The sequence below is a fragment of the Bradyrhizobium sp. genome (assembly GCF_035309285.1).
GTDB lineage: Bacteria > Pseudomonadota > Alphaproteobacteria > Rhizobiales > Xanthobacteraceae > Bradyrhizobium.
On the sequence record NZ_DATGFH010000042.1, the window covers coordinates 1 to 26,387 of the forward strand.

The following is a 26,387-nucleotide window of genomic DNA, read 5'->3' on the forward strand; positions in this document are numbered from 1 at the left end:
TGGCAGGTGACCTCCAACCGGCCGGGGAAATTCCCGAGCATGCTGCCCGCCGGCGTCTATTCGTCGGTCATCCACTATTTGAAAGCGGTCGAAGCGCTCAAGAGCGACAGCGACGGCCGCGCCGTGGTCGCCAAGATGAAAGAACTGCCGACCGACGATCCGCTGTTCGGCAAAGGCTCGATCCGTATCGACGGCCGCAAGCTGCACGACGCTTATCTGTTCGAAGTGAAGAAGCCGGAAGAATCAAAATATCCGGGCGACGACTACAAGCTGCGTGCCACCATTCCGGCGGCGGAAGCGTTCCGGCCGCTCAAGGAGGGCGGCTGTCCGCTGGTCGGCGGCTAAAGCATGATCCCGAAAAAGCCTGCCCCGGACTTGATCCGGGGGGCAAACCGATTTTCGCAAAGGATCATGCGCAAACTCGTGCGTTCGGATAGCTGATCCAACAAGCACGGCCGCTTGCAGGAGCAGGCGGCCTGGTGGGGCAGGGGGGCATGTTCGAGATCTTCGGCATACCGTCGCAGGCATTGTTCGGGCAACTCCTGCTCGGCCTGATCAACGGCTCGTTCTACGCGCTGCTCAGCCTCGGGCTTGCCGTCATTTTCGGCATGCTCAACATCATCAATTTCGCCCACGGCGCGCTCTACATGATGGGCGCGTTCTGTGCCTATTTCCTGTTGAGCCTGACCGGCCTAGGCTATTGGTGGGCGCTGATCGTCGCGCCCATTGTGGTCGGCATTTTCGGCATGATCCTGGAGCGGACTATGCTGAAATGGCTGACCGGCCTCGATCATCTCTACGGCCTCTTGCTCACCTTCGGGATCGCGCTGATCATTCAGGGCGTCTTCCAGAACTATTTCGGCTCCTCCGGCCTGCCTTACTCCATTCCCGATCAGCTCAGGGGCGGCATGAACCTCGGCTTCATGTTCCTGCCCATCTATCGCGGCTGGGTCGTCATCTTCTCGCTGGTGGTATGTCTTGCCACCTGGTTCCTGATCGAGAAGACGCGGCTTGGCGCTTACTTGCGCGCCGCCACCGAAAACCCGACGCTGGTGCGCGCCTTCGGCATCAACGTGCCGCGCATGATCACGCTGACTTACGGGCTCGGCGTCGGCCTCGCCGCGCTTGCCGGCGTGCTGTCGGCCCCGATCAACCAGGTCCGGCCCCTGATGGGCGCCGATCTCATCATCGTGGTGTTCGCCGTGGTCGTGATCGGCGGCATGGGCTCGATCATGGGTTCAATCATCACCGGCTTCGCGCTTGGCGTGATCGAGGGGCTGACGAAATATTTTTACCCGGAGGCGTCCAACACGGTGGTGTTCGTGTTCATGGTGCTGGTGCTCCTGGTGAAGCCGACGGGACTGACAGGAAGGGCGGCCTGACATGACGGCATTGACCGACGACACCCTGCCGAGCACCCCGCGCGCGATGCGCGACGAGATGATCGTCTTCGCCGTGATGGCGGTGCTGCTGGCGTCCGTGCCCTTCACCGGAATCTATCCGTTCTTCGTGATGCAGGCCTTGTGCTTTGCGCTGCTCGCCTGCGCGTTCAACCTCCTGATCGGCTACGGCGGCCTGTTGTCGTTCGGACACGCGATGTTCCTGGGGACAGCCGGCTATTGCAGCGCCCATGCGCTGAGGGCCTGGGGCCTGCCGCCGGAACTCGGGGTTCTGGTCGGGACGGGTGCTTCTTTCGTGCTCGCCGTTGTCACCGGGGTCGTTGCGATCCGCCGCCAGGGCATCTATTTCGCCATGATTACGCTGGCGTTGTCGCAGCTTCTTTATTTCGTCTACGTGCAAGTGCCGTTCACGCATGGCGAGGACGGCATCCAGGGCGTGCCGCAGGGCTACCTGTTCGGAATTTTCGACCTGTCGAACGCGACGATGCTTTACTACTTCGTGCTCGCGAGCTTCCTGTTCGGGTTTCTCGTGATCTTTCGCGCCATCAACTCGCCGTTCGGCGAGGTGCTGAAGGCGGTGCGCGAGAACGAGCAGCGCGCGATCTCGCTGGGCTACAAGACCGACCAGTACAAGCTGCTCGCCTATATCCTCTCGGGAACGCTGGCGGGACTAGCCGGCGCGATGAAGGTGCTGGTGGCGCAGAATGCCTCGCTGAGCGATGTCGAGGTGTCGATGTCCGGGCTGATCGTGTTGATGACGCTGGTCGGCGGCCTCGGCACCATCTTCGGGCCCGTGGTCGGCGCCTTCGTGATCACCGCCATGCAGCAATATCTGGCGGGCTTCGGCCAGTGGGTCACGGTGATCCAGGGGGCGATCTTCGTCGCCTGCGTGCTGCTGTTCCGCCGTGGCGTGATCGGCGAGATCGCGCATCTGTTGAAGCGCTCGCTCTAAGCCACCAGTTTTTCAGGCTGATTCCCCTGCAGCTAAAAGCGGTGGATGACCGGGATTTGTCGTCCCGGTTGGCGGGCCTTTCCAGCCAAATCCTTATATGACAGTTTTGCGACAGGTCGCGTCGCGGCCGTTTCAGGACTGTGGATGCTCCATGTTTCAATGGTTTCGCGCCTTCCTCCCGCGGGAGGAGCGGTTTTTCGACCTGTTTGCTCGCCACGCCGCCGTCGTCGCCCAGGGTGCGCGCGCCCTGCAGGACATGCTCAAGGGCGGGGATGAAACGCCGCTCTACTGCCAGCGCGTCAACCAGTTCGAGAACGACGCGGACGGCATCACCCGCGAAGTGCTGACGGCGGTCCGGCGCACCTTCATCACGCCGTTCGACCGCGGCGACATCAAGAACCTGATCACGTCGATGGATGACGCGATCGACCAGATGCAGCAGACCGCGAAGGCGGTGCTGTTGTTCGAGGTCCGCGAGTTCGAGCCCTTGATGCGCGAGATGGGAACGCTTGTCGTCGAGTGCGCCGATCTCGTCGGGCGCGCGCTGCCACTGTTGCAGTCGATCGGCCAGAATGTCTCGATGATCACGGCAATCACGGAGGAGCTGACCAAGCTCGAAGGGCGTGTCGACGATCTCCACGACATCGGCTTGCGGGAGCTTTTCCTCAAGCACCGCGACGCCAATACGATGGACTTCATCGTCGGCGCCGAGATCTACGATCATCTCGAGAAGGTCGCCGACCGTTTTGACGACGTCGCCAACGAGATCAACTCGATCATGATCGAACAGGTCTAGGGCAGGGCCGCTCCGTGCAAACCACGCTTGGCCTTCCGGTTCTAACAGGCCTGATCGCGGTTGCGCTCGCCTTCGACTTCCTCAACGGACTGCACGATGCGGCCAACTCGATCGCGACCATCGTTTCGACCCGCGTGCTGCGGCCGCAATACGCTGTGTTCTGGGCCGCCTTCTTCAATTTCGTCGCCTTCCTGGTATTCGGGCTCAACGTCGCCCATACCATCGGCACCGGCATTATCGATCCCTCCATCGTCGACATCCAGGTGATCTTCGCCGCGTTGATCGGAGCGATCATCTGGAATCTCCTCACCTGGGGCCTCGGCATCCCGTCGTCGAGCTCGCATGCGCTGATCGGCGGCCTGGTCGGCGGCGGCATGGCCAAGGCCGGCATTTCGGCGGCGGTCTGGAGCGGATTGTCGAAGACGCTCGCCGCAATCGTGCTGTCGCCGCTGATCGGCTTCGTGCTCGCGATGATGCTGGTTGCACTGGTCTCCTGGATATCGGTGCGCTCCACGCCGTTTACGGTGGATCGCGCCTTCCGCGTCCTGCAGTTTGCTTCCGCCTCGCTTTATTCGCTCGGTCATGGCGGCAACGACGCGCAGAAGACGATGGGCATCATCGCGGTGCTGCTCTATTCGCAGGGCCATCTCGGGGCCAAATTCTACGTGCCGTTCTGGGTGGTATTGGCCTGCCAGGCGTCGATGGCGCTGGGCACGCTGATGGGCGGCTGGCGGATCGTGCGGACCATGGGGCTCCGCCTGACCAAGTTGACCCCGATGCAGGGCTTTTGCGCCGAGACGGGAGGGTCGATCACGCTGTTCATGGCGACCGCGTTCGGGGTTCCCGTCTCCACGACGCATACGATTACGGGGGCGATTATCGGGGTCGGCGCGGCGCGCCGTGCGTCGGCGGTGCGCTGGAACATCGCCAGTGGCATCGTCTACGCCTGGATGATCACGATCCCGGCCGCTGCGATCGTCGCGGCGCTGACCTACTGGGCGGTGTCGCTGCTGCGCTAGCAGCCCGCCAAAGTGGCGTTTTGCCCGGAAATTCCTATATGCGGGGGAGCGGACCGGCTCTTGCTATCCCGCTTTTTCCCTGCCAAACGCTCGACCCCATGACCGATCTCGCCGTCACGACCGATTCGCCGTCCTGCTCGCCCTTGTCTGAAGAAGTGGCGCGGCGGCGCACGTTTGCGATCATCTCGCATCCCGACGCCGGCAAGACCACGCTCACCGAAAAGCTCCTGTTGTTCGGCGGCGCCATCAATCTTGCAGGCCAGGTCAAGGCCAAGGGCGAACGGCGCAACACGCGCTCCGACTGGATGAAGATCGAGCGCGAGCGCGGCATCTCGGTCGTGACATCGGTGATGACCTTCGAGTTCGAGGGGCTGGTGTTCAACCTCCTGGATACGCCGGGCCACGAGGATTTTTCGGAAGACACTTACCGCACGCTCACCGCAGTGGACTCCGCTGTCATGGTGATCGATGCGGCCAAGGGCATCGAAGCGCGCACGCGAAAGCTGTTCGAGGTCTGCCGCCTGCGCGACATCCCGATCATCACCTTCATCAACAAGATGGATCGCGAGAGCCGCGACACCTTCGAGCTCCTGGACGAGATCGAGAAGACGCTGGCGCTCGACACCACGCCGATGACCTGGCCGGTTGGCCGGGGCCGCGACTTCATGGGCACCTACGACGTCATCAACGGCGGCGTGCGCCTGCTCGAGGGCGGCGGTGCAAAGACCGGGCAGGCCGAGCAGATCGACATCGCCGAGCTCGGCAGCCGCAACGCCAATCTCGACGTGGCCGCGATCAAGGACGAGCTGGAATTGGTGCGCCAAGCCTGCAAGCCGTTCGAGCTCGAGGCCTTCCGCGAAGGCCATCTGACCCCGGTCTATTTCGGCAGCGCGCTGCGCAATTTCGGGGTTGGCGATCTCCTGGAAGGGCTCGGCAGGTTCGCGCCCGCACCGCGCGCGCAGGATTCCGACCTGCGCAAGGTGCAGGCCGCCGAGCCGCGCATGAGCGCGTTCGTGTTCAAGATCCAGGCGAATATGGATCCGAACCACCGCGACCGCATCGCGTTCGCGCGGCTGTGCTCGGGCAAGCTCAGCCGCGGCATGAAGGCGAAGCTCGTGCGCACCGGCAAAAGCATGCCGCTGGCAAGCCCGCAGTTCTTCTTCGCGCAGGATCGCTCCGTCGCCGACGAAGCCTATGCCGGCGACGTCGTCGGCATCCCCAATCACGGCTCGCTCCGCATCGGGGACACGCTGACCGAGGGCGAGGATTTGACCTTCGTCGGCGTGCCAAGCTTTGCGCCGGAGATCGTGCGCCGCGTGCGGCTCACGGACGCGATGAAGGCGAAGAAGCTGAAGGAAGCGTTGCAGCAGATGTCGGAGGAGGGCGTCGTGCAGGTGTTCCGCCCGCGCGACGGCGCACCCGCCCTGGTCGGCGTGGTCGGTCCGCTGCAGCTCGACGTCTTGAAGGCGCGGCTCGACGCCGAATATTCGTTGCCGGTGGAGTTCGAGGTCAGCGAGTTCTCGCTGGCGCGCTGGATTTCCTCAGGCGACAACAAGAAGCTGGAAGCCTTCATCGCGGCCAACGGCTCCGGCATCGCCGACGACGTCGACGGCGATCCCGTCTTCATGGCCAGGAACGAGTTCTATCTCGGCTACACCCAGGAGCGCGCCGATGGCATCACCTTCTCGAACATCAAGGACGTGAAGAAGCGGGCGTGAGCGGCTCGTGTGGTCGCTGGCGCCGCGCATCGAGCTCCACCGTCCCCACCAAAGGTCGAGGATTCCGACAATGCGCAGCCTGCTTCGAATCTGGTTTCTCGGACTTACCATCTTGTTTGCGTCGAGCGCAGCCAACGCCCAGGTGGTCGCTCTCGGCGCCAGCAATACCGCCGGAAAGGGAGTTTCATCTGGCGACGCTTATCCTGCACAATTGGAACGCCTGCTGAAGGCGAGAGGCTACGCCGTAACCGTGAGCAACGCCGGGATCAGTGGCGACACCACACAGGGCATGCTGGCGCGGCTCGACTCGGCAGCTCCGCAAGGCACGCGCGTGCTCATCCTGCAGCCGGGCGGCAATGATCGCAGAAAGGGCGTGGCTTCGGTCGTTCCGCAGATCATGGCAAGGCTGCAGGCGCGCGGCATGAAGATCGTCATGCTGGAAAACGCGATGCTTCACGCCATTCCAAGTGAGATGCATCAGCCGGATGGTGTTCACCTGATCCCGGCAGGATACCACCTGCTTGCCGAGCGGATACTGCCGCGAGTGATGGCTGCGCTGGGATCGAGACGCGGATAGCTCGTTGGTCACTGAACGCGCGGTTGTGAACCGCGTCGGCCTTGATGCCGGCGCCTAGCGTCATCATTCTATCTCGCGGCGTCTCCGGGTTAATTCTATGCTGCGACGCATCGTGTTCACTGCCGGCATGCTCCTTCTCGCCGTCGTTTTGGCGAGCCATGCGGACGCGCGTCATCGCCAGATCAATCCGATCCCGTTCTCGCACGAGCCCTGCAGCGTGCTCGACGGCCGGCCGTGCACGCCCTATTACTGCAGTCCGCTCGAGCATGGCCCCTGCATCCCCGAGATCGACTATCCCTATGGCGAGAACCTGCAGCTTACGATCGAGACTGTGCCTGCCAAGGAGGACGAAGGAAAATATAAGCGGCCCGATCACGAGCTCGATACCATCGGCGATCTCTTCGCGGAGCTCCGCTCATGCTGGTCGCCGCCGCCAGTGGACGTCGCGCATGAGGGCATGCAGATGTCGGTGCGCTTCAGTTTCAAGAAGTCGGGCGAGATAATCGGTCACCCCCGCATGACCTTTGCGACCAAAGGCGTGCCGGCCGATACCCGCGACACTTATTTGAAGGCGATCAACGCTTCGCTCGATGCCTGCGCTCCCATGAAGTTCACAGCCGGCCTCGGCGGCGCGCTGGCAGGCCGACCGATCGCAATCCGCTATGTCGACAATCGCGATCTCGGCAAGCCGCAGGACGGCAAGTGACGGTCATTCCGGCGCACGATAGATTGTTATCGCCGCGACCCGGCTGCGCCAAGGCTTCGCGGGGCAGGGCGCGAGGTGCTCAATCGGTTTGTCGAGGATTTGCTTGGCTTAGGGACAGAGTGCTTCTGAAGGGCATAAAGGGCTATGACTACCGTATGGATCGTTTGGGATGGCGCGCCCCGGGTGTTTTCATCGGCGCAGGCCGCCGTCGAGTATCGCGATGAATGGCCCCGGCTGCGCAGCGGGGAGATATTCGAGGCCGAGGTGGACGGCACCAGGCTCATGCTATTTCAACCATGGCAGTTAGAGTCGGAGAAGACGTATCGCTCAATCGGTCTCTTCATGTACGAGTTTTCCCAAGTGGAGTACTCCCTGCGCCACGCGATAGGTGAAGAACTCGTGCTCAAACCTGAATATTTTGATGCAGTAACGTCGACGTTCGATGTGGGGTGCTCTGCAATCTAGCGCTGATGCTTTTCGCTGAACGTGGCGAAATGAAAAAGCTGATCAATCGCTTTAGGGAGTTGAATAATCACCGGCAGAGGGTCGCACATGGATTATGGGTACCCGAGACAGAAGGGGGATACGTCAGCTACACGGCCCGGACCAGCCTCAAGGGCGCTTCTTACAAACGGCAGGCTGACGCCTTGGAAAAATTAGCTGAGGAAGCTCTGAGCCTACGCAACGACCTTTCAGTGGAGCTCACTGGAATAGGCATTTACTTCCAGGATGTCGATGACCACTAGAACGGAATGTCGTCATCCATGTCGGGCGACTTCTTCGGCGGCTCGATTGTTGGCCGCGGTGGTTCGATGCGCTTTGTTTCTTTAGGCGGCGGTAGCTGCTTTTGTCTTTCAGTTTGCGCGCCATAGAACAGTCGGCCGACGGCATCGAGAAGGTCCATGATTTTCGAGCGCTCTATCGCGTCGCCGACGACGCCAGACACCTCCATAGAAAGAGCCGCGAAGCGATCGAAGGCCGTTCTCGGCTGATTTACCTCGTGTTGGAGATCATTCAGCCTTGATATCAGCTTCTCGCGCTTATTCTCCTCAATTTCCAACTTGTTGAAGATTTCAAGTACCTGATCCAGGTGATGATGGATTTTTCGCTTTGCCGTGCCGTCAAACCGGACCGCGTAACCTTGCTGCCGTTGGCTCCTCCTGATGAGGAGCATGGTTCTGTAGTGCATGACGTCCTTGTTGAAATTCAGGTACGTGTCGTAGTCAACGTCTTGGATCGACGGGACATCACTTTTGAATTGGCCTTCGAGACCAAGCGCATTAATGGCTGCGAGCACCTGCGCTATGTAATCGATGTGGATAATATCTAGCCGGTCGTTGTTGTTCGCGGCTTCGAGCCGTCGCTTGCAATCGGAGTTGAAATAAGCTTCGAGCTGCAGGAAAGCCTCTTCAGGATCATCCGGCAAATCGTCGTACGGATTAAACGGCGGTCCAAAATCGTTCATTTAGTTCACCTCGTCGCGGGCATCGGCGGAGGCGCCGCATACTGAGCGAGGATTTGGTTGAGATAGTCTCGCACTTCTGGCTGAAGCAAATGCCCATGGCTTCGCATCAATGGCGGCAAGTATTCGCGAGCGCAAAGCGAAGCGTGGTGCACTTGATCATTTTGGCGGGCAACATTGAGCAGTGCGGCGACCTGCGCATCGGTAGCTCGATGAAGGTAGGGCAAAATCAGTTGAAAGTTGGCCTCAGCCGAGCGGAACGTTCCTGATCGATAAATGATGTTTGTCGCTGCATCGATCGTAAACGACACATCGTGCGACGCGAGGCCAGGTAAAATCTGCTGATACGTTGGCTGCAAGCCCACCAGTAGAGAGGATTGGATATGATTGATAGCGCCTTGGGGTGTCGAGCCGTCCGTTGAGAGCGGGATGATAGTCATCCGCCTGAACGCTGCGATGCCCGACTCCTGCTTGCACCATATCGAGGCGTAATAACGCTGACTTAAGATCGGGACGAAGAGGTCCGCCAAGCCGATTTGCCGCAAGATCTCATCGCGCCATTGAACGGATACCTCGATATGCTCGTGGGCCATAAAGCAGTGGACACCGAGCTTCCCGAGGAGCTGTGCGACCGTCGCGGCGACATGGCGGTCGTCAGTCTGGTAGCTCATGAACGCCAGCATGGGGATCTCCGAATAGGGCAAATCGTGTAATTGTAATTGGAGCCGGCTTCAACCGAAAAGAGGAATGATTGAAGCTTATAGACCAAAAACGCCGCCGGCCGCCCGATGGCGATCCGCTATGTCGACAATCGCGAGCTGGGTAGGGCGCAGGAGAAGCTGTAGCAGCATCGCGCAGTTCGTCATTGCCGAGCTTGACCGCCTGCCTGCGGTCCCGCGACCGGCCTCCCAGGCCGGCTCGCGGCGAGAGCCTCGCTCCGGCCCGGCTGACGTACTCTAGGACCTCCACCATGTTGCTGGTTCGACACGACGGGCAATTCGCACATATCCGCCATGCGCAAACTGCCCGTCGTGCCATTTTGTCGCACCTTTTCTGACTTGCAGAAATCTGTAAATCAGAAATACATTCCACCCCAGCCCGCCTCACCACGAGGGACGTTACGGCCAATCGTCGCGCAACGTGAGGCGGGTTGCGATGGACGCGAGATCGCGCAAGACGAAGCGCGGGACGCGTTCGACGAAGCCGTGTGGTCCTGGCACCCCGACGCTGGTGTCAACCCCCGGGTCATGAGCCCGGGGGGACGGTGGCTAACAAGCCCGGTACGCCGAGGAGAGCGCGGAATAAGTCGTCCAACATCGCGCGGGGAATGCCGGAGTGTGTTCGGTTGTACCTGTAGATAACTCGTGTGCTTTCTTTTGCGCATTTGCCGCACACGAGACTGCGGGTGCAACGGCACCCGGTGTTCCCCGCGCCCTCGCTGCTTTCGAGGGACAATGTTGATGCACAGCCCGGGCAAATCATGCCGCGGGAATGCTGACCCTCGTCATTTTTCGAATTCGCCGTGATCGGTTTCACAATTCGTCATTGCCGGGCTTGACCCGGCAATCCATCTTCAAAATAACTGCTCGTCCGCTTGCGCGGACGATGGATACGCGGGTCAAGCCCGCGTATGACGACCGAGAGCGTGGCGCGAAGCTTCAGAGGAGAGACATCGTGGGACTATCGGTGATGATTTTGGGCCTCGTGCTGTTCCTCGGCGTCCATACGTTCACGACGCAGCGCGAGGCACGGAAACGCGCAATCGCCACGATGGGCGAGGGCGGGTACAAGGGCGTCTATGCGCTGGCGTCGGCGGCGGGGCTTGCGCTGATCGTCTGGGGCTTCGCGCATTATCGCGCCACCGAATGGGTCCAGCTCTGGACGCCGCCGAAGGCGTTGAAGGATATCAACGTGCTTTTGATGCTGCCGGCCGTGATCCTGGTCGTCGCTGCCTATATCCGCGGCCGCATCTACGTCACGCTGAAACATCCGATGCTGGCCGGCGTGAAATTGTGGGCGTTCGGGCATCTGCTTGCCAATGGCGATCTCGGCGGCATCATCCTGTTCGGCTCGTTCCTGGCCTGGGCCGTGTTCGACCGCATCTCGCTGAAGCGGCGCGGTGACGCCGGCGGCCCGCCGATCCCCGTCGGCGGCATCGGCAACGACCTGATCGCGGTTGCGGTCGGCGTCGTCGCTTATCTCGCGCTCGCCTTTGCGTTCCATCCAGTCGTGATCGGTGTGCCCGTGATGGGAGGCTAGACCAATGGACTGGTCGAAGGCTTCGATTCCACCGATGCGGCTTGAGGCGCGTTTCGGCGACCGCATGGTGCCGGCCTTCTGCGAGCGGCCGAAAAGCGTGTGGGCGATGGTCGAGCAGGCGGCCGCGCGCAACGGCGATGGCGAGGCCTTCGTCTGCGGCGACAAGCGGCTCACCTGGCGCGAGGCGATGCGGCAGGCGCAGCAGATTGCCGCGGGCCTTGTCAAGCTTGGCCTTGAGCGTGGCGACCGCGTCGCCATCCTGCTCGGCAACCGCATCGAATTTCCGTTGATCCTGTTTGCGGCCGCACATGCGGGGCTGGTAACCGTGCTGCTCGGCACGCGCCAGCAGAAGCCGGAAATCGCGTATGTGCTGACTGATTGCGGCGCCAAGCTCCTGATCCACGAAGCCTCGCTGGCTGGGCGCGTGCCCGATGCCAAGGATGTGCCCGATCTGAAGCATCGCATCGCGGTCGATGACGACCCGCGACAGTCCGAGTTTTCGCGCCTTGCCGATCATCCGCCGCTGCTTGAAGCCGCCGACATCGGCGAAGAGGATACCGCGATGATCCTCTACACCTCGGGCACGACGGGACGGCCGAAGGGCGCGATGCTCGCCCACTGCAACATCGTACATTCCTCGATGATCTTCACGTCCAGTATGGGGTTGACCGCGGCCGACCGTTCGATTGCCGCCGTTCCGCTCGCCCATGTCACCGGCGCTGTCGCCAACATCACGACCATGGCCGCTTGCGCCGGCGTGCTGATCATCGCGGCCGAGTTCAAGGCCGCGGATTATCTGAAGATGGCGGCCCGCGAGCGCGTCACCTACACTGTGCTGGTGCCGGCCATGTACAATCTTTGCCTGCTGCAGCCCGACTTCGACAGCTACGATCTGTCGTCGTGGCGGATCGGCGGCTTCGGCGGCGCACCGATGCCGATCGCGACCATCGAGCGGCTCGCCGTCAAGCTGCCCGGCCTGAAGCTGATGAATTGCTATGGCGCCACCGAGACCACCTCGCCCTCGACCATCATGCCCGGCGCCTTGGCGGCGCGGCACATCGATAGCGTTGGGCTGCCCTGTCCGGGCGCAACCATCATGGCGGTCGATGCGGAAGGGCGCGAGCTTCCGCGAGGGGAGATCGGCGAACTCTGGATCCACAGCGCGGCGGTGATCAAGGGCTACTGGAATAACCCGAAGGCGACCGCCGAAAGCTTCACCGGCGGCTTCTGGCATTCCGGCGACCTCGGCTCGGTCGATGCCGACAATTTCGTGCGCGTGTTCGACCGCCAGAAGGACATGATCAACCGCGGTGGCCTGAAGATCTATTCGGCGGAGGTGGAGTCGGTGCTGGCCGGCCATACCAGCGTTGTCGAGAGCGCGATCATCGCCAAGCCATGCCCGGTGCTGGGGGAGCGCGTGCATGCGGTGGTCGTGACGCGCGACGGCGTTTCGAGCGAGACCTTGCGCGCGTGGTGCGCCGAGCGGCTTTCGGATTACAAGGTGCCGGAGACGATGCTTCTGACCAGAGAGGCGCTGCCGCGGAACGCCAACGGCAAGGTTTTGAAGCGGCAATTGCGCGAGGCTTTAAGCGCGACGCCTTGAGGCGCTTGGCGCCGGCTTGCACCCTGTATGAGGTGTGGGGGCGGGTTTTTGCGGATCGTGCGCCGCTAAATCCTTGAAGTTTCACGGGAACAGTCCGACGTTAACGCTTTGATCCGGCTAGCTTTGCCTTGCCACCGCCATATCGATAGGGTAACGCCGCCCTGAAGCTGAGGCCGGCAGGGGAGGCCGGCGCCCGGCCGTTTTGCCCTTGCGGGGATGGGGTTTCCTTAAGTGTCTGAATTCTATGATGAAGTAGACGAGGAAGTACGTCGCGAGCAGCTCAAGAAGCTGTGGGACAAGTACTCGATCTACATTGTCGCGCTCGCGCTGTTGATCATCGCAGCGGTCGGCGGTTGGCGCGGCTACCAGTATGTCGAGGAGAAGAAGGCGGCCCAGGCTGGTGCGGCCTTCAACCGTGCGGTCGAGCTGTCCGGGCAGGGCAAGCACGAGGAGGCCGAAAAGGCATTCGCAGAGCTCGTGACCAAGGCGCCCTATGGCTATCGCGTGCTGTCGCGATTCCGAGTTGCCGCCGAAGTCGCCAACCGCGATCCCAAGGCGGCTGCAAAAATGTTTGACGATCTCGCGGCCGATTCCTCCATCGGTGCCGAGCAGCAGGAGCTGGCGCGCATCCGCGCCGCAGGCCTGCTCGTGGACAGCGCGACATACCCGGAGATGAAGCAGCGGCTCGAGCCCGATACGGTGCCGGAAGCGGCATTCCGCCACAGCGCGCGCGAATTGCTGGCGCTGTCGGCGTTCCGTGCCAATGATACCGCCGCGGCGCGGCTGTGGACCGAACAGATTTTGGCCGATTCCGAGACGCCGCCGAGCCTGCGCTCACGTGCTCAGGCGCTGCAGGCGCTGCTGCCGCCGGTTGCCAAAAGTTGAGAACGTGTTGAGCGAGAGCTGAGACGCACTTGAGCAAGGGACCGACCATGCGCCGCCCGCAACGTCTGATCGCAGCCGCGGTCCTGATCGCGTTTGCGGGCGTGCTCGCCGGCTGCTCCAGCGGATTCGGCTCCGACTGGGATCCGAGCGATCTGCTCGACTTCCTCGACACCAAGAAGAAGCTCCCTGGCAAGCGCGAGCCGGTTTTCCCGGACGGCGTGCCCGGCCTGGAGCAGGGCGTGCCGAAGGAGCTATACAAGGACAATGTCGAGCGGGAGCAGCAGCAGGAGCAACAGCAACAGCAGCAGGATGCCGCTGCAGCCGCACAACCGCCAGCTCAGAGCCAGCAGCCGCTGGAGCCTCCACCCGGCAGCAAGGCGGCGCTGAAAAAGCTCAAGCGCAAGCAGCAACAGGCTGCTGTGGCCGCAGGCCAGCCGGCGGCTGAGCCGGACGGCGAGGCCAATCAGGACGCCGCGCCGCCGCCGCCCAAGCCGAAAAAGAAGATCGTCCGTCGACACAGCACCACCGTGCCGCCGCCGGCTCAGCAGGCGGCGCCCCAGCAGCAGCCCGACCAGTCCGCACAGCAGCAGTCGCCGCCGCCTTTCCCCGCACCGCTGCCCGGCGGCACCTTCACGCGCTAGTCTGATAATCCCGATTTCATTGACGGCGTCGGTAAGACAGCGCACGGATGGTTCATGTCTTTCACGATTGCCATTATCGGCCGGCCCAATGTCGGGAAATCGACGCTGTTCAACCGCCTGGTCGGACAGAAGCTCGCGCTCGTCGACGATGAGCCCGGTGTCACCCGCGACCGCCGCGAGGGCGAGGCCAGGCTCGGCGATCTCGCGTTTACGGTGATCGACACCGCAGGCCTCGACGAGGGCGCCAGGGGCTCGCTGACCGCACGGATGCAGGAGCAGACCGAGACCGCGATCAAGCTCGCCGATGCTCTGATGTTCGTTGTCGATGCGCGCGCGGGGCTGACTCCGACCGACCGCGCCTTTGCCGATTTTGCCCGCCGCGCCGACAAGCCGGTGCTGCTGCTTGCCAACAAGAGCGAGGGCAAGCATGGCGATGCCGGCGCGATGGAAGCCTACGCGCTCGGGCTCGGCGATCCCATTCAGATTTCCGCCGAACACGGCGACGGGCTTGGCGAGCTTTATCGGGCTGTGCGCGGATTGATGCCGGCGCTGCGCGAGGACGAGGACGACACGTCCGAGCCGGACGAAGAGGAGTCCGAAACCCGCCCGATCCGCGTCGCGATCGTCGGCCGCCCCAACGCCGGCAAATCGACGCTGATCAATCATCTCATTGGCGAGGAGCGGCTTCTGACCAGCCCGGACGCCGGCACCACGCGCGATTCCATCGCGGTCGAAATCACCTGGAAGGGCCGGGACTTCCGCGTTTTCGACACCGCGGGCCTCCGGCGTCGCTCGCGCATCGAGGAGAAGCTCGAAAAGCTGTCGGTCGCCGACGCGCTCCGCGCAGTGCGCTTTGCCGAAGTCGTGGTGCTCATGATGGACGCGCAGCACAGGTTCGAGGAGCAGGACCTGCGCATCGCCGACCTGATCGAGCGCGAGGGACGCGCGCTCGTCATCGCCGTCAACAAATGGGACCTCGTGGCCGCCAAGGGCGGGCAGATGTCCGCGCTGCGCACAGATGCCGATCACTGGCTGCCGCAGGTAGCGGGCGTGCCTGTCGTCGCGGTATCGGGCCTGATGGGCGAGGGCATCGACCGCCTGATGCAGGCGATCGCCGATGCCTATGCAATCTGGAACCGGCGCGTGGCTACCTCGGCGCTCAACCGTTGGTTCGAGCAGGCGATCCAGGCGAACCCGCCGCCGGCCGTGTCGGGGCGACGGCTCAAGCTGAACTACATTACGCAGACCAAGGCGCGGCCGCCGAGCTTTGTGGTGTTCTGCTCGCGCGCCGATGCGATCCCGCAGTCTTATTTGCGCTATCTCACCAACTCGCTGCGTCAGGCCTTCGACCTGCCGGGCACGCCGGTGCGCATCACGCTGCGCGAGAAGGCCAATCCCTTTGCGCATAAGCGGAAGCGGCCGTCGTGAGCGGAGAAGCGGAGACCCCCGATAAGGGATCGCGGCCGCGCACCGGCGCGGTCGCCTTCATCTTCGTCACCATCCTTTTGGACATGCTCGCGCTTGGCGTGGTGATCCCGATCCTGCCGAAACTGATCGAGAGCTTTGTCGACAACGATACCGCCAATGCCGCGCGCATCTTCGGCCTGTTCGGCACCGTCTGGGCGTTGATGCAGTTCCTGTTCTCGCCCGTGCTCGGGGGACTGTCGGACCGCTTCGGCCGGCGCCCGGTCGTGCTGCTGTCGAATTTCGGGCTTGCCGCCGACTACGTGCTGATGGCGCTCGCGCCGTCGCTGATCTGGCTGTTGATCGGCCGGGTGATCTCGGGCATCACGTCCGCGAGCATCTCCACGGCTTTCGCCTACATCGCCGACTTGACGCCGCCGGAAAAGCGTGCCGCGTATTTCGGCAAGATAGGCGTCGCCTTCGGCGCGGGCTTCATCCTCGGGCCGGCGCTTGGCGGCGTACTCGGCGATGTCTCGCCGCGGCTGCCGTTCTGGGCGGCTGCGGGCTTAAGTCTCGCCAACGGGCTTTATGGCCTGTTCATCCTGCCGGAATCGCTGCCCAAGGAGCGCCGCGCGCCGTTCCACTGGAAGAGCGCCAACCCGATCGGCATGCTGCCGTTCCTGCGCGCGAACCGCATCCTCGCCGGGCTCCAGCTGTCGAATTTCTTCTCGCAGCTCGCCCATGTCGTGCTTCCGTCGACCTTCGTGCTCTATGCGAGCTATCGCTACGGCTGGGACGTCAGGACCGTCGGGCTGACGCTCGCCATCGTCGGCCTCTGCTCGATGGTTGTGCAGGGAGCCGCGGTTGGGCCGATCGTGAAGCGCCTCGGCGAGCGCAAGGCGCTGCAGCTCGGGCTTGTGTTCGGCGCGGCAGGCTTTTTCATCTACGGCGCGGCGCCGACAGGATTGCTGTTCTGCGCCGGCATTCCCGTGATGGCGCTGTGGGGCGTCTCCGGCGCTGCCACGCAAGCCCTGATGACCCAGCAGGTGACTCCCGACCAGCAGGGCCAGTTGCAGGGCGCGACCGCGAGCGTGCAGAGCCTCTCGCAAATGCTCGGGCCGTTTCTGTTCACGCTGATCTTCGCGTTCTTCATCGGCGATCATGCGCCGTTCAAATTGCCGGGCGCGCCGTTTTTGCTCGCCGGCGCGCTGATTACACTGGCGCTGGCGATCGCAGCAAGGACGCTGGCTGGTAAGGCGTCGCCGTAAGTAGGGTGCGTTCGCCGTAGCTCGAAGAGCGTAGGCGCAACCCGCCTCGTTTCGTTGCAACGGAATGGTGAGTTACGCTTTCGCCAATCCACCCTCCGGAACTACGCCGTCACTTCTTCACCAGCGGGCACTCGCTGTCCTTCAGCGGCTTGGCGGCATCTTCCGGCGGGATCGTCGCGATCAGCTTGTAATAGTCCCACGGATATTTCGACTCTTCCGGCTTCTTGACCTCGAACAGATAGGCCGGGATGAGGCGGCGGCCGTCCATGCGCAAGGGCCCCTTGCCGAACAGGGGATCGTCGGTCGGGATTTCCTTCATCTTGGCCACCACCTTGGCGCCGTCATGCGGATTGCCGCCGAGCGCCTCCAGCGCCTTGAGATAGTGGAGAATGCCGGCATAGACGCCGGCCTGGGTCATCGACGGCATCGCGTTCTTGCTCGCCTTTGCGGCGAACCGCTTCGACCAAGCGCGCGTCTGGTCGTTCATGTCCCAGTAGAAGGACTCGGTGAAGGTGAGACCCTGCGCGACCTTCAGCCCCAGCGCATGCACGTCGTTGATGAAGAGCAGGAGCGCGGCGAGCTTCTGTCCGCCGCTGACAATGCCGAATTCAGCCGCCTGCTTGATCGCGTTGTCGGTGTCGCCTCCGGCATTGGCAAGGCCGATGACTTTTGCCTTCGACGATTGCGCCTGCAGCAGGAACGAGGAGAAGTCGGAGGTGTTGAGCGGATGCTTGACGTCGCCAAGCACCTTGCCGCCATTGGCGGTGACGACGGCCGAGGTGTCGCGCTCCAGCGCGTGGCCGAAGGCGTAGTCGGCCGTGAGGAAGAACCAGCTATCGCCGCCGGCTTTCGTCAGCGCCTTGCCGGTGCCGTTGGCGAGCATATAGGTGTCGTAGGTGTAGGAGATCGTGTTCGGCGAGCAGGCCTTGCCGGTCAGGTCGGCGGTGGCCGCACCCGAATTGAGCAAGATCGCGTTCTTCTCCTTGACCAGGTTGCTCACCGCGAGCGCAACGCCGGAATTGGGCGTATCTGCGATGACATCCACCTTGTCGTTGTCGATCCACTGCCGTGCGATGGCGACGCCGACGTCGGGCTTGTTCTGGTGATCGCCGCTCACCACCTCGATCTTCCAGCCTTTTGCCGGCAGGCCGGAATCCTCAACGGCCATCTTGGCCGCCACCACCGAATTGGGGCCGCCGATGTCGGCATAGAGGCTCGACATGTCGTTGAGGACGCCGATCTTGACGACCTTGTCGGCGGCCAGCGCCGAGGTTGCAATTCCAAGTCCGGCAAAGACAAACAGCGCGGCGGAGCGCCATGCGAGCGATTTTTTCATGCTGCATCCTCCTGTGGCGTGATCGGGCAGCTCTCTTGGGCGGAGCCTTTCGCCCGTCGTCTGATCGACGGCCGATCCCTATCTTCCGTTAGCTAGCGGCTGCAACGGTGTTCCGCAATGCGCCTTTATGCCGGTTTGGCTTGGGAACAGGCGCGGCGGCGCTGCAAAGCCTCATTTCAAAAGGTCGTTGAGCAGGCAGGTCTGCTTCGGGTCTGGCCACAGCGCGAGGTCGAACACCGCGCCGTCGCCGCGGCTGTCCTTCTCATAGAACCATTCCTTCTCGGAACTGCCGTCCTTCTTGAACACCTGAATGCGGTTCTGCCTGCGGTCGCAGACATAGACGAGGCCGTCATTTGCGATTGTGATGCAATGGACGGGATTGCCGAACTGCTTTTGCTCGGGGACAGCGGGATCATAAGGAGGCTGCTTGTCGTCGTTTGGAAAATCGCAGATCTCGTGCGCCGAATGCAGCGCGGCACTTGTGGTGCGCTGCCAATCTCCGGGGCCTGCGTTCTGCGGCGTAGATGCTGTCCTATCTTTAAGGTTGATTTGAGAGCAAAAGACGCTTATTCCTAGAAAGCCCCGGAATACAACTGAAGGTTTATTGCTCGAATTATTTTGTTCGCGACCGCGGCGGGAAGATCGCCGCGGAAGCACTCGCGCCGACCGACTAGACATCTATAAGATTGAACAAAGAAGAAAATCCCCGTCAGCCTATTTTCTAATTGCTGCACTTCCCCGAGGAAACTCGAAGACGAGGGAAAGATGTGGAACAATTTTGAGGGTGTTGCGCGCACCCGGGAACAGACGCTCGACCGCATCAACACACTAAAATGGACCAATTGGCACCCGCAGGGGATCACGCTTCATAACACCGCGGCCCCAACGCTGGCGCAGTGGGCTGAGGAGGGGCCGGCGCACGACGCGCGGATCAGAAATCTTCAATCCTACTACGAGAATGAAAAGGGATGGCACGCGGGCCCACACTTCTTCGTTTCGCGCCATTGGATCAACTGGTTCTCGAATCCTCTTCTGCCTGGTGTCCATTCTCGATGCTTCAACGCGACCCACTTCGGTATCGAGATGGTTGGCGATTACGCGACCGAGGAGTTTGATTCCGGCGATGGGGCGCTCGTTCGCGACAACGCGGTGTTTCTTGTCGCGGCCCTCAACCTCAGATTCGGATTCGATCCGGACAATCTGACATTCCACATCGATTGCAAGCGCGACAATCACGCCTGCCCGGGCGATAAAGTCGTCAAGGCCGATGTGATCGCGCGCGTCCGCGCCGAGATGGATTCCCTGGGATCCCGATCGCCGCCCAAGCCGGTGGCGGTCGCATCCAGCCGGATGATCAACATCGTGGCGACCGAGTTCGGCGGCGAGGGAGACGAGCAGAGGGTCGCATATTCGGATGTGCAAAGCGGCTGGGCCAATCGCGCCGGTGTGGCGCTGCCCACCCGTTTCTCCGGTCAGCGCCCGAAAGTGCGCGTGTTCAAGGGCAGCAAGTCCTGCTTGTGCGATATCATCGACGTGGGTCCCTGGTACCCGAGCGCGCGAGGCCCGGAAGACCGGTACTGGGAAACCGGATCGCGCCCGCGCGCGGAGTTGGACGACCGCACAAACAGGGCGGGGATCGATCTCACTCCGGCTGCCGCGAATGCCATCAGCTTGAATGGCAAGGGAATCGTCGATTGGGAATTTGCGGACGCGGTGGCACACGGCAAAGACACGGTGACACCCCAACCGGAGTCAGGACCGATGGCGACGGAATTTGAGGCTACAATTGCGCGGATCAATGCACGGCTGGATGCATTTGAAACAAGACTGGCTGCTTCTCCACCGGTTTCTCCTGCACAGTCGGGTCTTTCCGACCTTCTGCAACAGGTCATGAAAATCATTCAGGCTCTCAAGGAGACCCCGGCAAACCCGTCGGCCGCGGCCGCCGATGCGCCTGAAGAGCAACTGAGAAGGATCATCGAACTGCTGAAGAGCGGTTTAGGATCTGTCGATCCCAAACGCATCGCCGATGCCGCCAAAACGTTGGGTCCCGTGAATGGCGCACTCGGACAATGGCTCGGGACGCTCCTCGATGGCAAGAAGAGTGCCATCGGGATAATCGGCGCTGCAGCCACTGCGATTCTTCAGGCCGTCGGCCCGGGTATGCCCCTCACAAGTATTGCAGGGGCATTGGGGGCTGGCGCCGTTCCAGGTCTCGGCCAAGTCGCCCTACCACTATTCCTTGCGATGACCGCCTGGGGCATCCTCGGGAAGATGGAGAAATGGGCGGGCAACTCTCCCGCGCCGGGAGGCGCGCAATTGGGAAAGTCCGGCGCAAGCTAGTGATGGAGGTGACGCCCGGGCCGGCGAGCGCCGACGACCGGAACGCACTGCCGTCCGGCGTCGCCGGCGAGCCTGCAGGTGACGTTGAGAGCTGGAGGCGAGCGATGACCGGAGCGGCCGCGAACGCTGGGCCGAATCCCACACAGGAAAATATTTACGGGCACGAGGTGCGGTTCGGCGTGGTCATGTACGGTGGCGTCTCTCTCGCCATCTATATCAATGGCGTGACCAACGAACTGTACGAGATGGCCTGTGCGACGCCGAAGGCCTGCGAAGACCGAAACGCCGGCAGCACGCGCGAAGTGTACTGGAAGGCGTCGTGGCTCCTGCACGACCCGGATTTGCGTAACCGCTATCTTGCCTATTTGGGCAACGCGCAACTGCCCGACCCGTTGGCCGATGCGTCCAGCCTGCACGCCGATCAGCGCACGCGGTTCGTGGTCGATACGATCGCGGGCACGTCGGCCGGCGGCATTAACGGTCTGTTTCTCGCAAAGGCGCTGGCCAACGGGCAGAAATTCGCGCCATTGAAGAAGCTGTGGATTCAGGAAGGTGACATCGACAGCTTGCTCAACGATGAAGCCTCCTACAACGGCCTGGAATTCGCCAAGACCGATTCTCCGCCGCAGTCGTTGCTGAACAGCGATCGCATGTACCTAAAGCTCGTCGATGCGCTGGGAAACATGGCGACTGCAATCAAGCCGATAGGCGAAAGTGAGTCTCCGTTGGTCGACGAAATTGACCTGTTCATCACGACGACGGATATTCGAGGGGCGGTGGTGCCGCTCCGATTGTTCGACAAGGTCGTCTACGAGAAGCGATACAAGCAGGTCTATCACCTCCAGTATGCGGCAGCGGCCGGTCAGGCCGCGCGCAATGACCTCGCCGACGACAAGGTACCATTTCTCGCCTTCGCGGCGCGCTGCACCTCGTCGTTCCCGTTCGCCTTCGAGCCGATGAGTGTGCTCGATGCCCAGCGCCTGTGTAACGCGCGTCCGACCGGGAAAGCCGTCGACTTTGGCGTCTGGAAGCCTTTCTTCACAGGCCTCTCGAGCAACGATATGGCGACGGAGCGCTGGCGCAACCGCGCATTTGGCGACGGCGGCTATCTCGACAACAAGCCATTCAGCTATGTCGTCGAGGCCCTGTCGTGGCGCCTCGGCGAACTCCCGATGGAGCGTAAGCTGATCTACGTCGAACCCGCGCCGTCTCATCCCGAAAGAGAGCGCCAGGTTTATGACGCCAAGCCCGACGCGATCGAAAATGCCTTCGCTGCGCTGATCTCCATTCCGCAAGACGAGACGATCCGCCAGGACCTCGAGGCTGTATTGGCCCGCAACCGGCGCATTGAACGGGTTGAACGGATTGTGCGCGAGGTCGAGGCCGATATCGAGATGCGCGACGGGGATCCGTTCGCGCGCATCGTCATCGACGAGGGCAAGGTGCCGACGTGGCGATCGCGCGACATGGGTGACATGATCGCCTACTATGGTGTGGCATTCCTGCCGTATCGGCGCCTGCGCATGATGACCGTCACCGACGATATTGCAGATCGACTGGCGGTCTGGTGGGGCATCGACCGCCGCTCGGATCGGCTGTACGCGTTGAGGGCCATTGTTCGCGCGTGGCGCGAAGACAAGTACTATGAGAATGTCGGTCAGAAGATCGACAGCCAGGCCGAATCGGTCAACGCCTTCCTCGATGACTACGACGTGAAGTACCGGCTGAGGCGCGCCGGCTTTGTGCTGCGCAAGGTGCATGAGCTGCTCAACCTCATGAGGAAGCTCAGGCTGCTCGGCGACGGGCGCGAGCCGTCCGACATCGAGACGCGCCTCTTGGCACGATGGCAGCGCCAAGGGCCGCCGCTACCGTCGATGGATTCGGAGGCTCTGCTGGATGCGCTGGGCATCCTCGCGCGCGGGTTTGGCGAGGCGATGGGCGAACTCCGAGCGGTAACGTGGCTGGCGGCCCCCACAGCCAACGCGGAGGCCCGAAAGACGCACCTTGACACGCTTGATCGGGTGCTTCGCCTCGTTCTCGGCGAGGTGCTCGATCCCCCGCTCATGGAATTGGAGACGCTTGACGGCGCGAAAGTGCAGCTTCCGACCGAGGAGCTGCCGCCGCCAAGCTCGCTGCGTACCCTTCAGGAAAATGTCTTCGAGCGAACAGGTGCTCTGTTCAAATACGCGAAGCTTGGTGCCACCACGCAGATCCAGCGGTTGCTTGAAGCCGACGTTGAGGAATTGCGGGCCAGTTATGCCAAGGTGATACGCTCATCGCCCGAGCGCAGGGCACCGCTCATCCGCGATCTGCTCGGAAACCCCACGCTGGTTACCACAGGGCCGGCTGTCGGCGGAGCCGGGTCCAAGGTCGTCATCCAAATCGGGGATGTTACCTTACCCGGGTGCACGGCGCTCAACACGCCGGAAGGCAATCGCTTGCGCGCGTTTATTGCCGAATATTATGTGCGGTTCGACGAATATGACCAAATGAGCTTCCCGCTCTATTACGACACGGGGACCGGAGAGCCGGCGACCGTAGAGATGCTCCGCGTCAGTCCGGAGGATGCCCGCAGCCTCATTGACGAACTTGGCGACAAGGGCGACACCGGCCGTCAGCGGCGGAAGCTCGCCGGGACGGCCTTGTTTCACTTCGGCGCCTTCCTCGATGCCCGGTGGCGGCACAACGATATCATGTGGGGCCGGCTGGACGGTTGCGAGCGGCTGCTGGCTGCTCTGTTTCCTGAGACGGCCGACAGAGAGATACGGGAGGCGCTGCTGCAGGAGGCGCAACGTACGATCGCGCGCGAGGAGATGCAGCCCGAGGGATACAGCCAGCTGATCGATCACTTCGCGCAAGTACTGGCGGCTCAGCAAGAAGCGACGCTTGACAAGGCCTTTGAAGGTCTGTGGGCCCATCTCGGGCCGTCTGAAAGCGGACAGCGACGGATACAGATGGCTCAGATCCTGAAGTCGCTTCTGGGCGATGCCGGGATGGTCGAATATGTGCGGCAATACTACGAGATCAAGCGCGACCTTGATACCAGGACGACGCTGAGAACCGGTGCGCGCGCACTGACCATCACCGGCAAAATCCTCGAGGAAGCAGAGAAGCGCCGTCGGGGGCCATCGTCCAAGATGGTATGGCTTACGCGTGCCGGCCGTGGGCTACAGGCGTTGCTCGCAATCTCCACGCCAGGCAGCTTGCGCCAGGCAATATTTCACCACTGGCTCGCATTGCTGTACGTGTTCGAGTTGCTGATCGTCGCCGGCTCGGTACTGCTTTCGGCGCCGGGGGCGCGTACCTTTGGCTTGACCGCTCTTGGTCTCACTGCGGCGCTCCATGTATCAAGCTTACTTGCTGGGGACATCATGGATCGCAAACGCGGATGGGTCATACTGACGGCCGCTTTGCTCGCATTCGCAGTACTCGTGCTGGCGGCACTTGGCACAATATCCCTGTACAACGGCGGCCTTCAAGGAATCTTCTGCGCAGCCGGCGATCTCGAAACTCGCGGCTGGATTCTTCGGACGTTCTGCAACTGAGCCGAACGAGCGGCTCGCAAATTAGCGGGCGCGGGCTTCGCGCATGTCACTCCGGCGCGCGAAAGCTCAGCAGCTTGTGCGTCCGGTAATCGTAGAGCTTGCCGGTTTCCGTCCAGTCCGGCGCGCACATCGGCACGATGAACTCGGCGACCTGCTCGGGCGTGTCGAGCGTCATCGGGTCTTCGCCGGGAAAGACGCTGGCGCGCATGCGGGTGCGGATCGGGCCGGGACTGAACAGATTGACGCGGATCGGCGTCGTCGCGGTCTCCGCGGCCCAGACCCGCACCAGCGTATCCAGCGCGGCTTTCGATGCCGCATAGGGGCCGAGATAGCCCGGTGCCCTGCTGCTCTCGCTCGAGGTCACGAACACCGCACGGCCGGCATCCGATTTTCGGAGCAACGGCTCCATGCAGCGGATGAGCTGGAAATTGGCGGTCGTGTTCACGGCCAGCACATCCTGCCAGGGCTTGAGATCCACGTGGCCGAGCGGCGAGGACGGGCCGGCGACGCCGGCGTTGCCGACGAGAATGTCGAGCTTGCCGTGGCGCTCATAGAGCGCCGCGCCGAGCCGCGCGATGCCGTCGAAATCGGTGAGGCTGAGCGGCACCAGCGTCGCCGAGCCGCCGTCCTTTCGGATCTCGTCGTCAAGCTCTTCCAGTCCGCCTTGCGTACGCGCGACCGCCACGATGTGTGCGCCGGCTCTGGCGAGCGCGCGCGCGGTCGCATAACCGATGCCGCGCGAGGCGCCGGTGACGAGAGCAATGCGGCTGGCGAGGGAATGAGACATGAGGAAGTCCGGATCAAAACACGCAGGTCATACGCGGGCTTGACCCGCGTATCCATCGAAGAGAGCTTTTGAGTCGGATGGATTGCCGGGTCAAGCCCGGCAATGACGAAAATGGGCCACTCGCGTAGTCTGGATGACGCTACGCATCAACTCGCCTCCGCCAGCAGCGAGAGCTGCCGCGGCTGGTGCTCGATCTGGTTCTGATCGGTGAGGTTGGTCGGATAGTCGCCGGTGAAGCAATGGTCGGCGAACTTCGGATTCATGGGATCGCGGCCAGGATACCCCATGGCGCGGTACATGCCGTCGATCGACAGGAAGGCGAGCGAATCGGCGCCGATGATCTCGCGCATCTCCTCGAGCGAATGCGTGGCAGCGAGCAGTCCGCCGCGGTCGGGCAGGTCGATGCCGTAATAATCGGGATAGCGGATCGGCGGCGAGGCGAGGCGGAAATGCACCTCGCGGGCGCCGGCATCGCGCATCATGCGCACGATCTTCTTCGACGTGGTGCCGCGCACCAGCGAGTCGTCGATCAGGATGATGCGCTTGCCCGCGATCGCCGCGCGATTGGCGTTGTGCTTCATCTTGACGCCGGATTCGCGGATCGCCTGCGTCGGCTGAATGAAGGTGCGGCCGACATAGTGATTGCGGATGATGCCGAGCTCGAACGGCACGCCGGAATACTGCGCGTAGCCGACCGCGGCCGGCACGCCGGAATCCGGCACCGGCACCACCACGTCGACGTCGACATGGCTCTCTTTCGCAAGCTGCGCGCCGAAGGCTTTGCGCACCTCATAGACCGAGCGGCCGTGCACAATGGAATCCGGCCGCGAGAAATAGATGTATTCGAACACGCAAGGCCGCGGCGGCTTCGGCGGAAATGGCTTATGGCTCTGCGCGCCATTGTCGTCGAACACGATGATCTCGCCGGGCTCGACGTCGCGGACGAACTTGGCGCCGATGATGTCGAGCGCGCAGGTCTCCGACGTGAGGATCGGGCAGCCGTCGAGCTCGCCCAGCACCAGCGGACGGATGCCGAGCGGATCGCGCGCGCCGATCAGCTTCTTGTTGGTCATCGACACCAGCGCATAGGCGCCCTCGATCGTGCGCAGCGCCTCGATGAAGCGTTCGATGAAGCGGTTGCGCCTGGACTGCGCCACCAGATGCAGGATCACCTCGGTGTCAGTGGTGGACTGCATCATGGCGCCGTTGCGCACGAGCTCGCGGCGCAGGCTGAGGCCGTTGATGAGGTTGCCGTTATGGCCGACGGCAAAGCCACCGGCATTGAGCTCGGCGAACAGGGGCTGGACGTTGCGCAGGATGGTGGCGCCGGTGGTGGAATAGCGGACGTGGCCGATCGCGACGTTGCCGGGCAGACGTTCGATCACCTCGCGGCGGGAGAACGTGTCGCCGACGAGGCCAAGGCGCCGCTCGCTGTGGAAACGGCTGCCGTCATAGGAGACGATGCCGGCGGCTTCCTGGCCGCGGTGCTGGAGGGCGTGCAGTCCGAGCGCCGTGATGGCGGCGGCATCGGGGTGACCGAAAATGCCGAACACGCCGCACTCTTCGCGCAGCGTGTCCCCTTCGAGGTCGTCCTGGGTTTCGATCGCGGCCTGTTCGAGAGGGAGGTGGCCGAGGTTCAGATCGAGTTGGGCGTCATCGGAAGCGGTGTGCATCTCGTCCATTGCG

Annotated in this window: 23 protein-coding genes and 1 pseudogene; 18 read left to right on the top strand and 6 right to left on the bottom strand. The window is 62.6% G+C overall.

Going from position 1 to position 26,387, the window contains the following annotated elements; translation table 11 throughout:
- The 10 genes from VKR55_RS08385 to VKR55_RS08430 form a co-directional block, all read left to right on the top strand.
- A partial coding sequence (locus VKR55_RS08385; RefSeq protein ID WP_324401678.1) for an ABC transporter substrate-binding protein occupies positions 1-345 on the top strand: 345 nt, incomplete at its 5' end.
- A 149-nt stretch (positions 346-494) separates the two neighbouring features.
- On the top strand, positions 495-1,382 hold the full coding sequence (locus VKR55_RS08390) for a branched-chain amino acid ABC transporter permease (protein WP_324401680.1): 888 nt from the start codon (positions 495-497) through the stop codon (positions 1,380-1,382).
- 1 nt (position 1,383) lies between these two features.
- The gene (locus tag VKR55_RS08395; protein ID WP_324401682.1) at positions 1,384-2,352 is read left to right on the top strand and encodes a branched-chain amino acid ABC transporter permease; all 969 of its coding nucleotides are present in this window, start codon (positions 1,384-1,386) and stop codon (positions 2,350-2,352) included.
- 151 nt (positions 2,353-2,503) lie between these two features.
- Positions 2,504-3,148: a DUF47 domain-containing protein gene (locus VKR55_RS08400; RefSeq protein WP_324401684.1), complete on the top strand. Its 645-nt coding sequence runs from the start codon at positions 2,504-2,506 to the stop codon at positions 3,146-3,148.
- A gap of 14 nt (positions 3,149-3,162) precedes the next feature.
- Positions 3,163-4,167 (top strand): inorganic phosphate transporter, encoded by a 1,005-nt coding sequence (locus VKR55_RS08405; RefSeq protein ID WP_324401685.1) that lies wholly within the window; start codon positions 3,163-3,165, stop codon positions 4,165-4,167.
- A gap of 98 nt (positions 4,168-4,265) precedes the next feature.
- Complete coding sequence (locus tag VKR55_RS08410) at positions 4,266-5,885, top strand: peptide chain release factor 3 (RefSeq protein ID WP_324401686.1); 1,620 nt, start codon at positions 4,266-4,268, stop codon at positions 5,883-5,885.
- Between the two features lie 70 nt (positions 5,886-5,955).
- Positions 5,956-6,462, top strand: coding sequence for a GDSL-type esterase/lipase family protein (locus VKR55_RS08415; RefSeq protein ID WP_324401687.1), 507 nt, complete (start codon positions 5,956-5,958; stop codon positions 6,460-6,462).
- Between the two features lie 97 nt (positions 6,463-6,559).
- A complete protein-coding gene (locus VKR55_RS08420; RefSeq protein ID WP_324401689.1) occupies positions 6,560-7,168 on the top strand; it encodes a hypothetical protein in 609 nt (202 codons plus the stop codon).
- A gap of 144 nt (positions 7,169-7,312) precedes the next feature.
- Positions 7,313-7,633 carry a hypothetical protein gene (locus tag VKR55_RS08425; RefSeq protein ID WP_324401691.1) on the top strand — a complete coding sequence of 107 codons (321 nt, stop codon included), beginning with the start codon at positions 7,313-7,315 and terminating at the stop codon, positions 7,631-7,633.
- A gap of 29 nt (positions 7,634-7,662) precedes the next feature.
- Complete coding sequence (locus VKR55_RS08430) at positions 7,663-7,914, top strand: hypothetical protein (protein ID WP_324401693.1); 252 nt, start codon at positions 7,663-7,665, stop codon at positions 7,912-7,914.
- Here VKR55_RS08430 and VKR55_RS08435 read toward each other — a convergent pair.
- Positions 7,911-8,633: a hypothetical protein gene (locus VKR55_RS08435; RefSeq protein ID WP_324401695.1), complete on the bottom strand. Its 723-nt coding sequence runs from the start codon at positions 8,631-8,633 to the stop codon at positions 7,911-7,913. The two genes, VKR55_RS08430 and VKR55_RS08435, sit on opposite strands and share 4 nt — an antisense overlap.
- Positions 8,634-8,638: 5 nt before the next feature.
- A complete protein-coding gene (locus tag VKR55_RS08440; protein WP_324401697.1) occupies positions 8,639-9,313 on the bottom strand; it encodes a toll/interleukin-1 receptor domain-containing protein in 675 nt (224 codons plus the stop codon).
- A gap of 991 nt (positions 9,314-10,304) precedes the next feature.
- On the opposite strand from VKR55_RS08440, the gene VKR55_RS08445 reads away from it, so the two are divergent.
- From VKR55_RS08445 to VKR55_RS08470, 6 genes are all read left to right on the top strand, one after another.
- Positions 10,305-10,889, top strand: coding sequence for an NnrU family protein (locus VKR55_RS08445; RefSeq protein ID WP_324401699.1), 585 nt, complete (start codon positions 10,305-10,307; stop codon positions 10,887-10,889).
- Between the two features lie 4 nt (positions 10,890-10,893).
- Positions 10,894-12,492 (top strand): class I adenylate-forming enzyme family protein, encoded by a 1,599-nt coding sequence (locus tag VKR55_RS08450; protein WP_324401701.1) that lies wholly within the window; start codon positions 10,894-10,896, stop codon positions 12,490-12,492.
- Positions 12,493-12,723: 231 nt separating this feature from the next.
- Entirely contained in the window at positions 12,724-13,377 is a 654-nt protein-coding gene (locus VKR55_RS08455) for a tetratricopeptide repeat protein (RefSeq protein WP_324401703.1), read from the top strand.
- A gap of 47 nt (positions 13,378-13,424) precedes the next feature.
- Complete coding sequence (locus VKR55_RS08460; protein WP_324401911.1) at positions 13,425-14,018, top strand: hypothetical protein; 594 nt, start codon at positions 13,425-13,427, stop codon at positions 14,016-14,018.
- 54 nt (positions 14,019-14,072) lie between these two features.
- Positions 14,073-15,446 (top strand): ribosome biogenesis GTPase Der, encoded by a 1,374-nt coding sequence (gene der / locus VKR55_RS08465; protein ID WP_324401705.1) that lies wholly within the window; start codon positions 14,073-14,075, stop codon positions 15,444-15,446.
- On the top strand, positions 15,443-16,690 hold the full coding sequence (locus tag VKR55_RS08470) for a TCR/Tet family MFS transporter (protein ID WP_324401707.1): 1,248 nt from the start codon (positions 15,443-15,445) through the stop codon (positions 16,688-16,690). Before der ends, VKR55_RS08470 begins: the two co-directional genes overlap by 4 nt.
- Before the next feature lie 109 nt (positions 16,691-16,799).
- On the opposite strand, the gene VKR55_RS08475 is transcribed toward VKR55_RS08470, so the two are convergent.
- On the bottom strand, positions 16,800-18,026 hold the full coding sequence (locus VKR55_RS08475; protein WP_324401709.1) for an ABC transporter substrate-binding protein: 1,227 nt from the start codon (positions 18,024-18,026) through the stop codon (positions 16,800-16,802).
- 186 nt (positions 18,027-18,212) lie between these two features.
- Positions 18,213-18,467 (bottom strand): annotated as a pseudogene (locus VKR55_RS08480) (hypothetical protein); the annotation flags it as partial.
- 324 nt (positions 18,468-18,791) lie between these two features.
- On the opposite strand from VKR55_RS08480, the gene VKR55_RS08485 reads away from it, so the two are divergent.
- Positions 18,792-20,369, top strand: coding sequence for a peptidoglycan recognition family protein (locus tag VKR55_RS08485; RefSeq protein WP_324401711.1), 1,578 nt, complete (start codon positions 18,792-18,794; stop codon positions 20,367-20,369).
- A 2-nt stretch (positions 20,370-20,371) separates the two neighbouring features.
- Entirely contained in the window at positions 20,372-23,914 is a 3,543-nt protein-coding gene (locus VKR55_RS08490) for a patatin-like protein (RefSeq protein ID WP_324401713.1), read from the top strand.
- A gap of 46 nt (positions 23,915-23,960) precedes the next feature.
- Here VKR55_RS08490 and VKR55_RS08495 read toward each other — a convergent pair whose 3' ends face one another.
- Positions 23,961-24,701 carry an SDR family NAD(P)-dependent oxidoreductase gene (locus VKR55_RS08495; RefSeq protein WP_324401715.1) on the bottom strand — a complete coding sequence of 247 codons (741 nt, stop codon included), beginning with the start codon at positions 24,699-24,701 and terminating at the stop codon, positions 23,961-23,963.
- A gap of 146 nt (positions 24,702-24,847) precedes the next feature.
- Positions 24,848-26,383, bottom strand: a complete 1,536-nt coding sequence (purF, locus tag VKR55_RS08500) for an amidophosphoribosyltransferase (protein WP_324401717.1) — start codon at positions 26,381-26,383, stop codon at positions 24,848-24,850.
- Positions 26,384-26,387 lie beyond the last annotated feature (4 nt).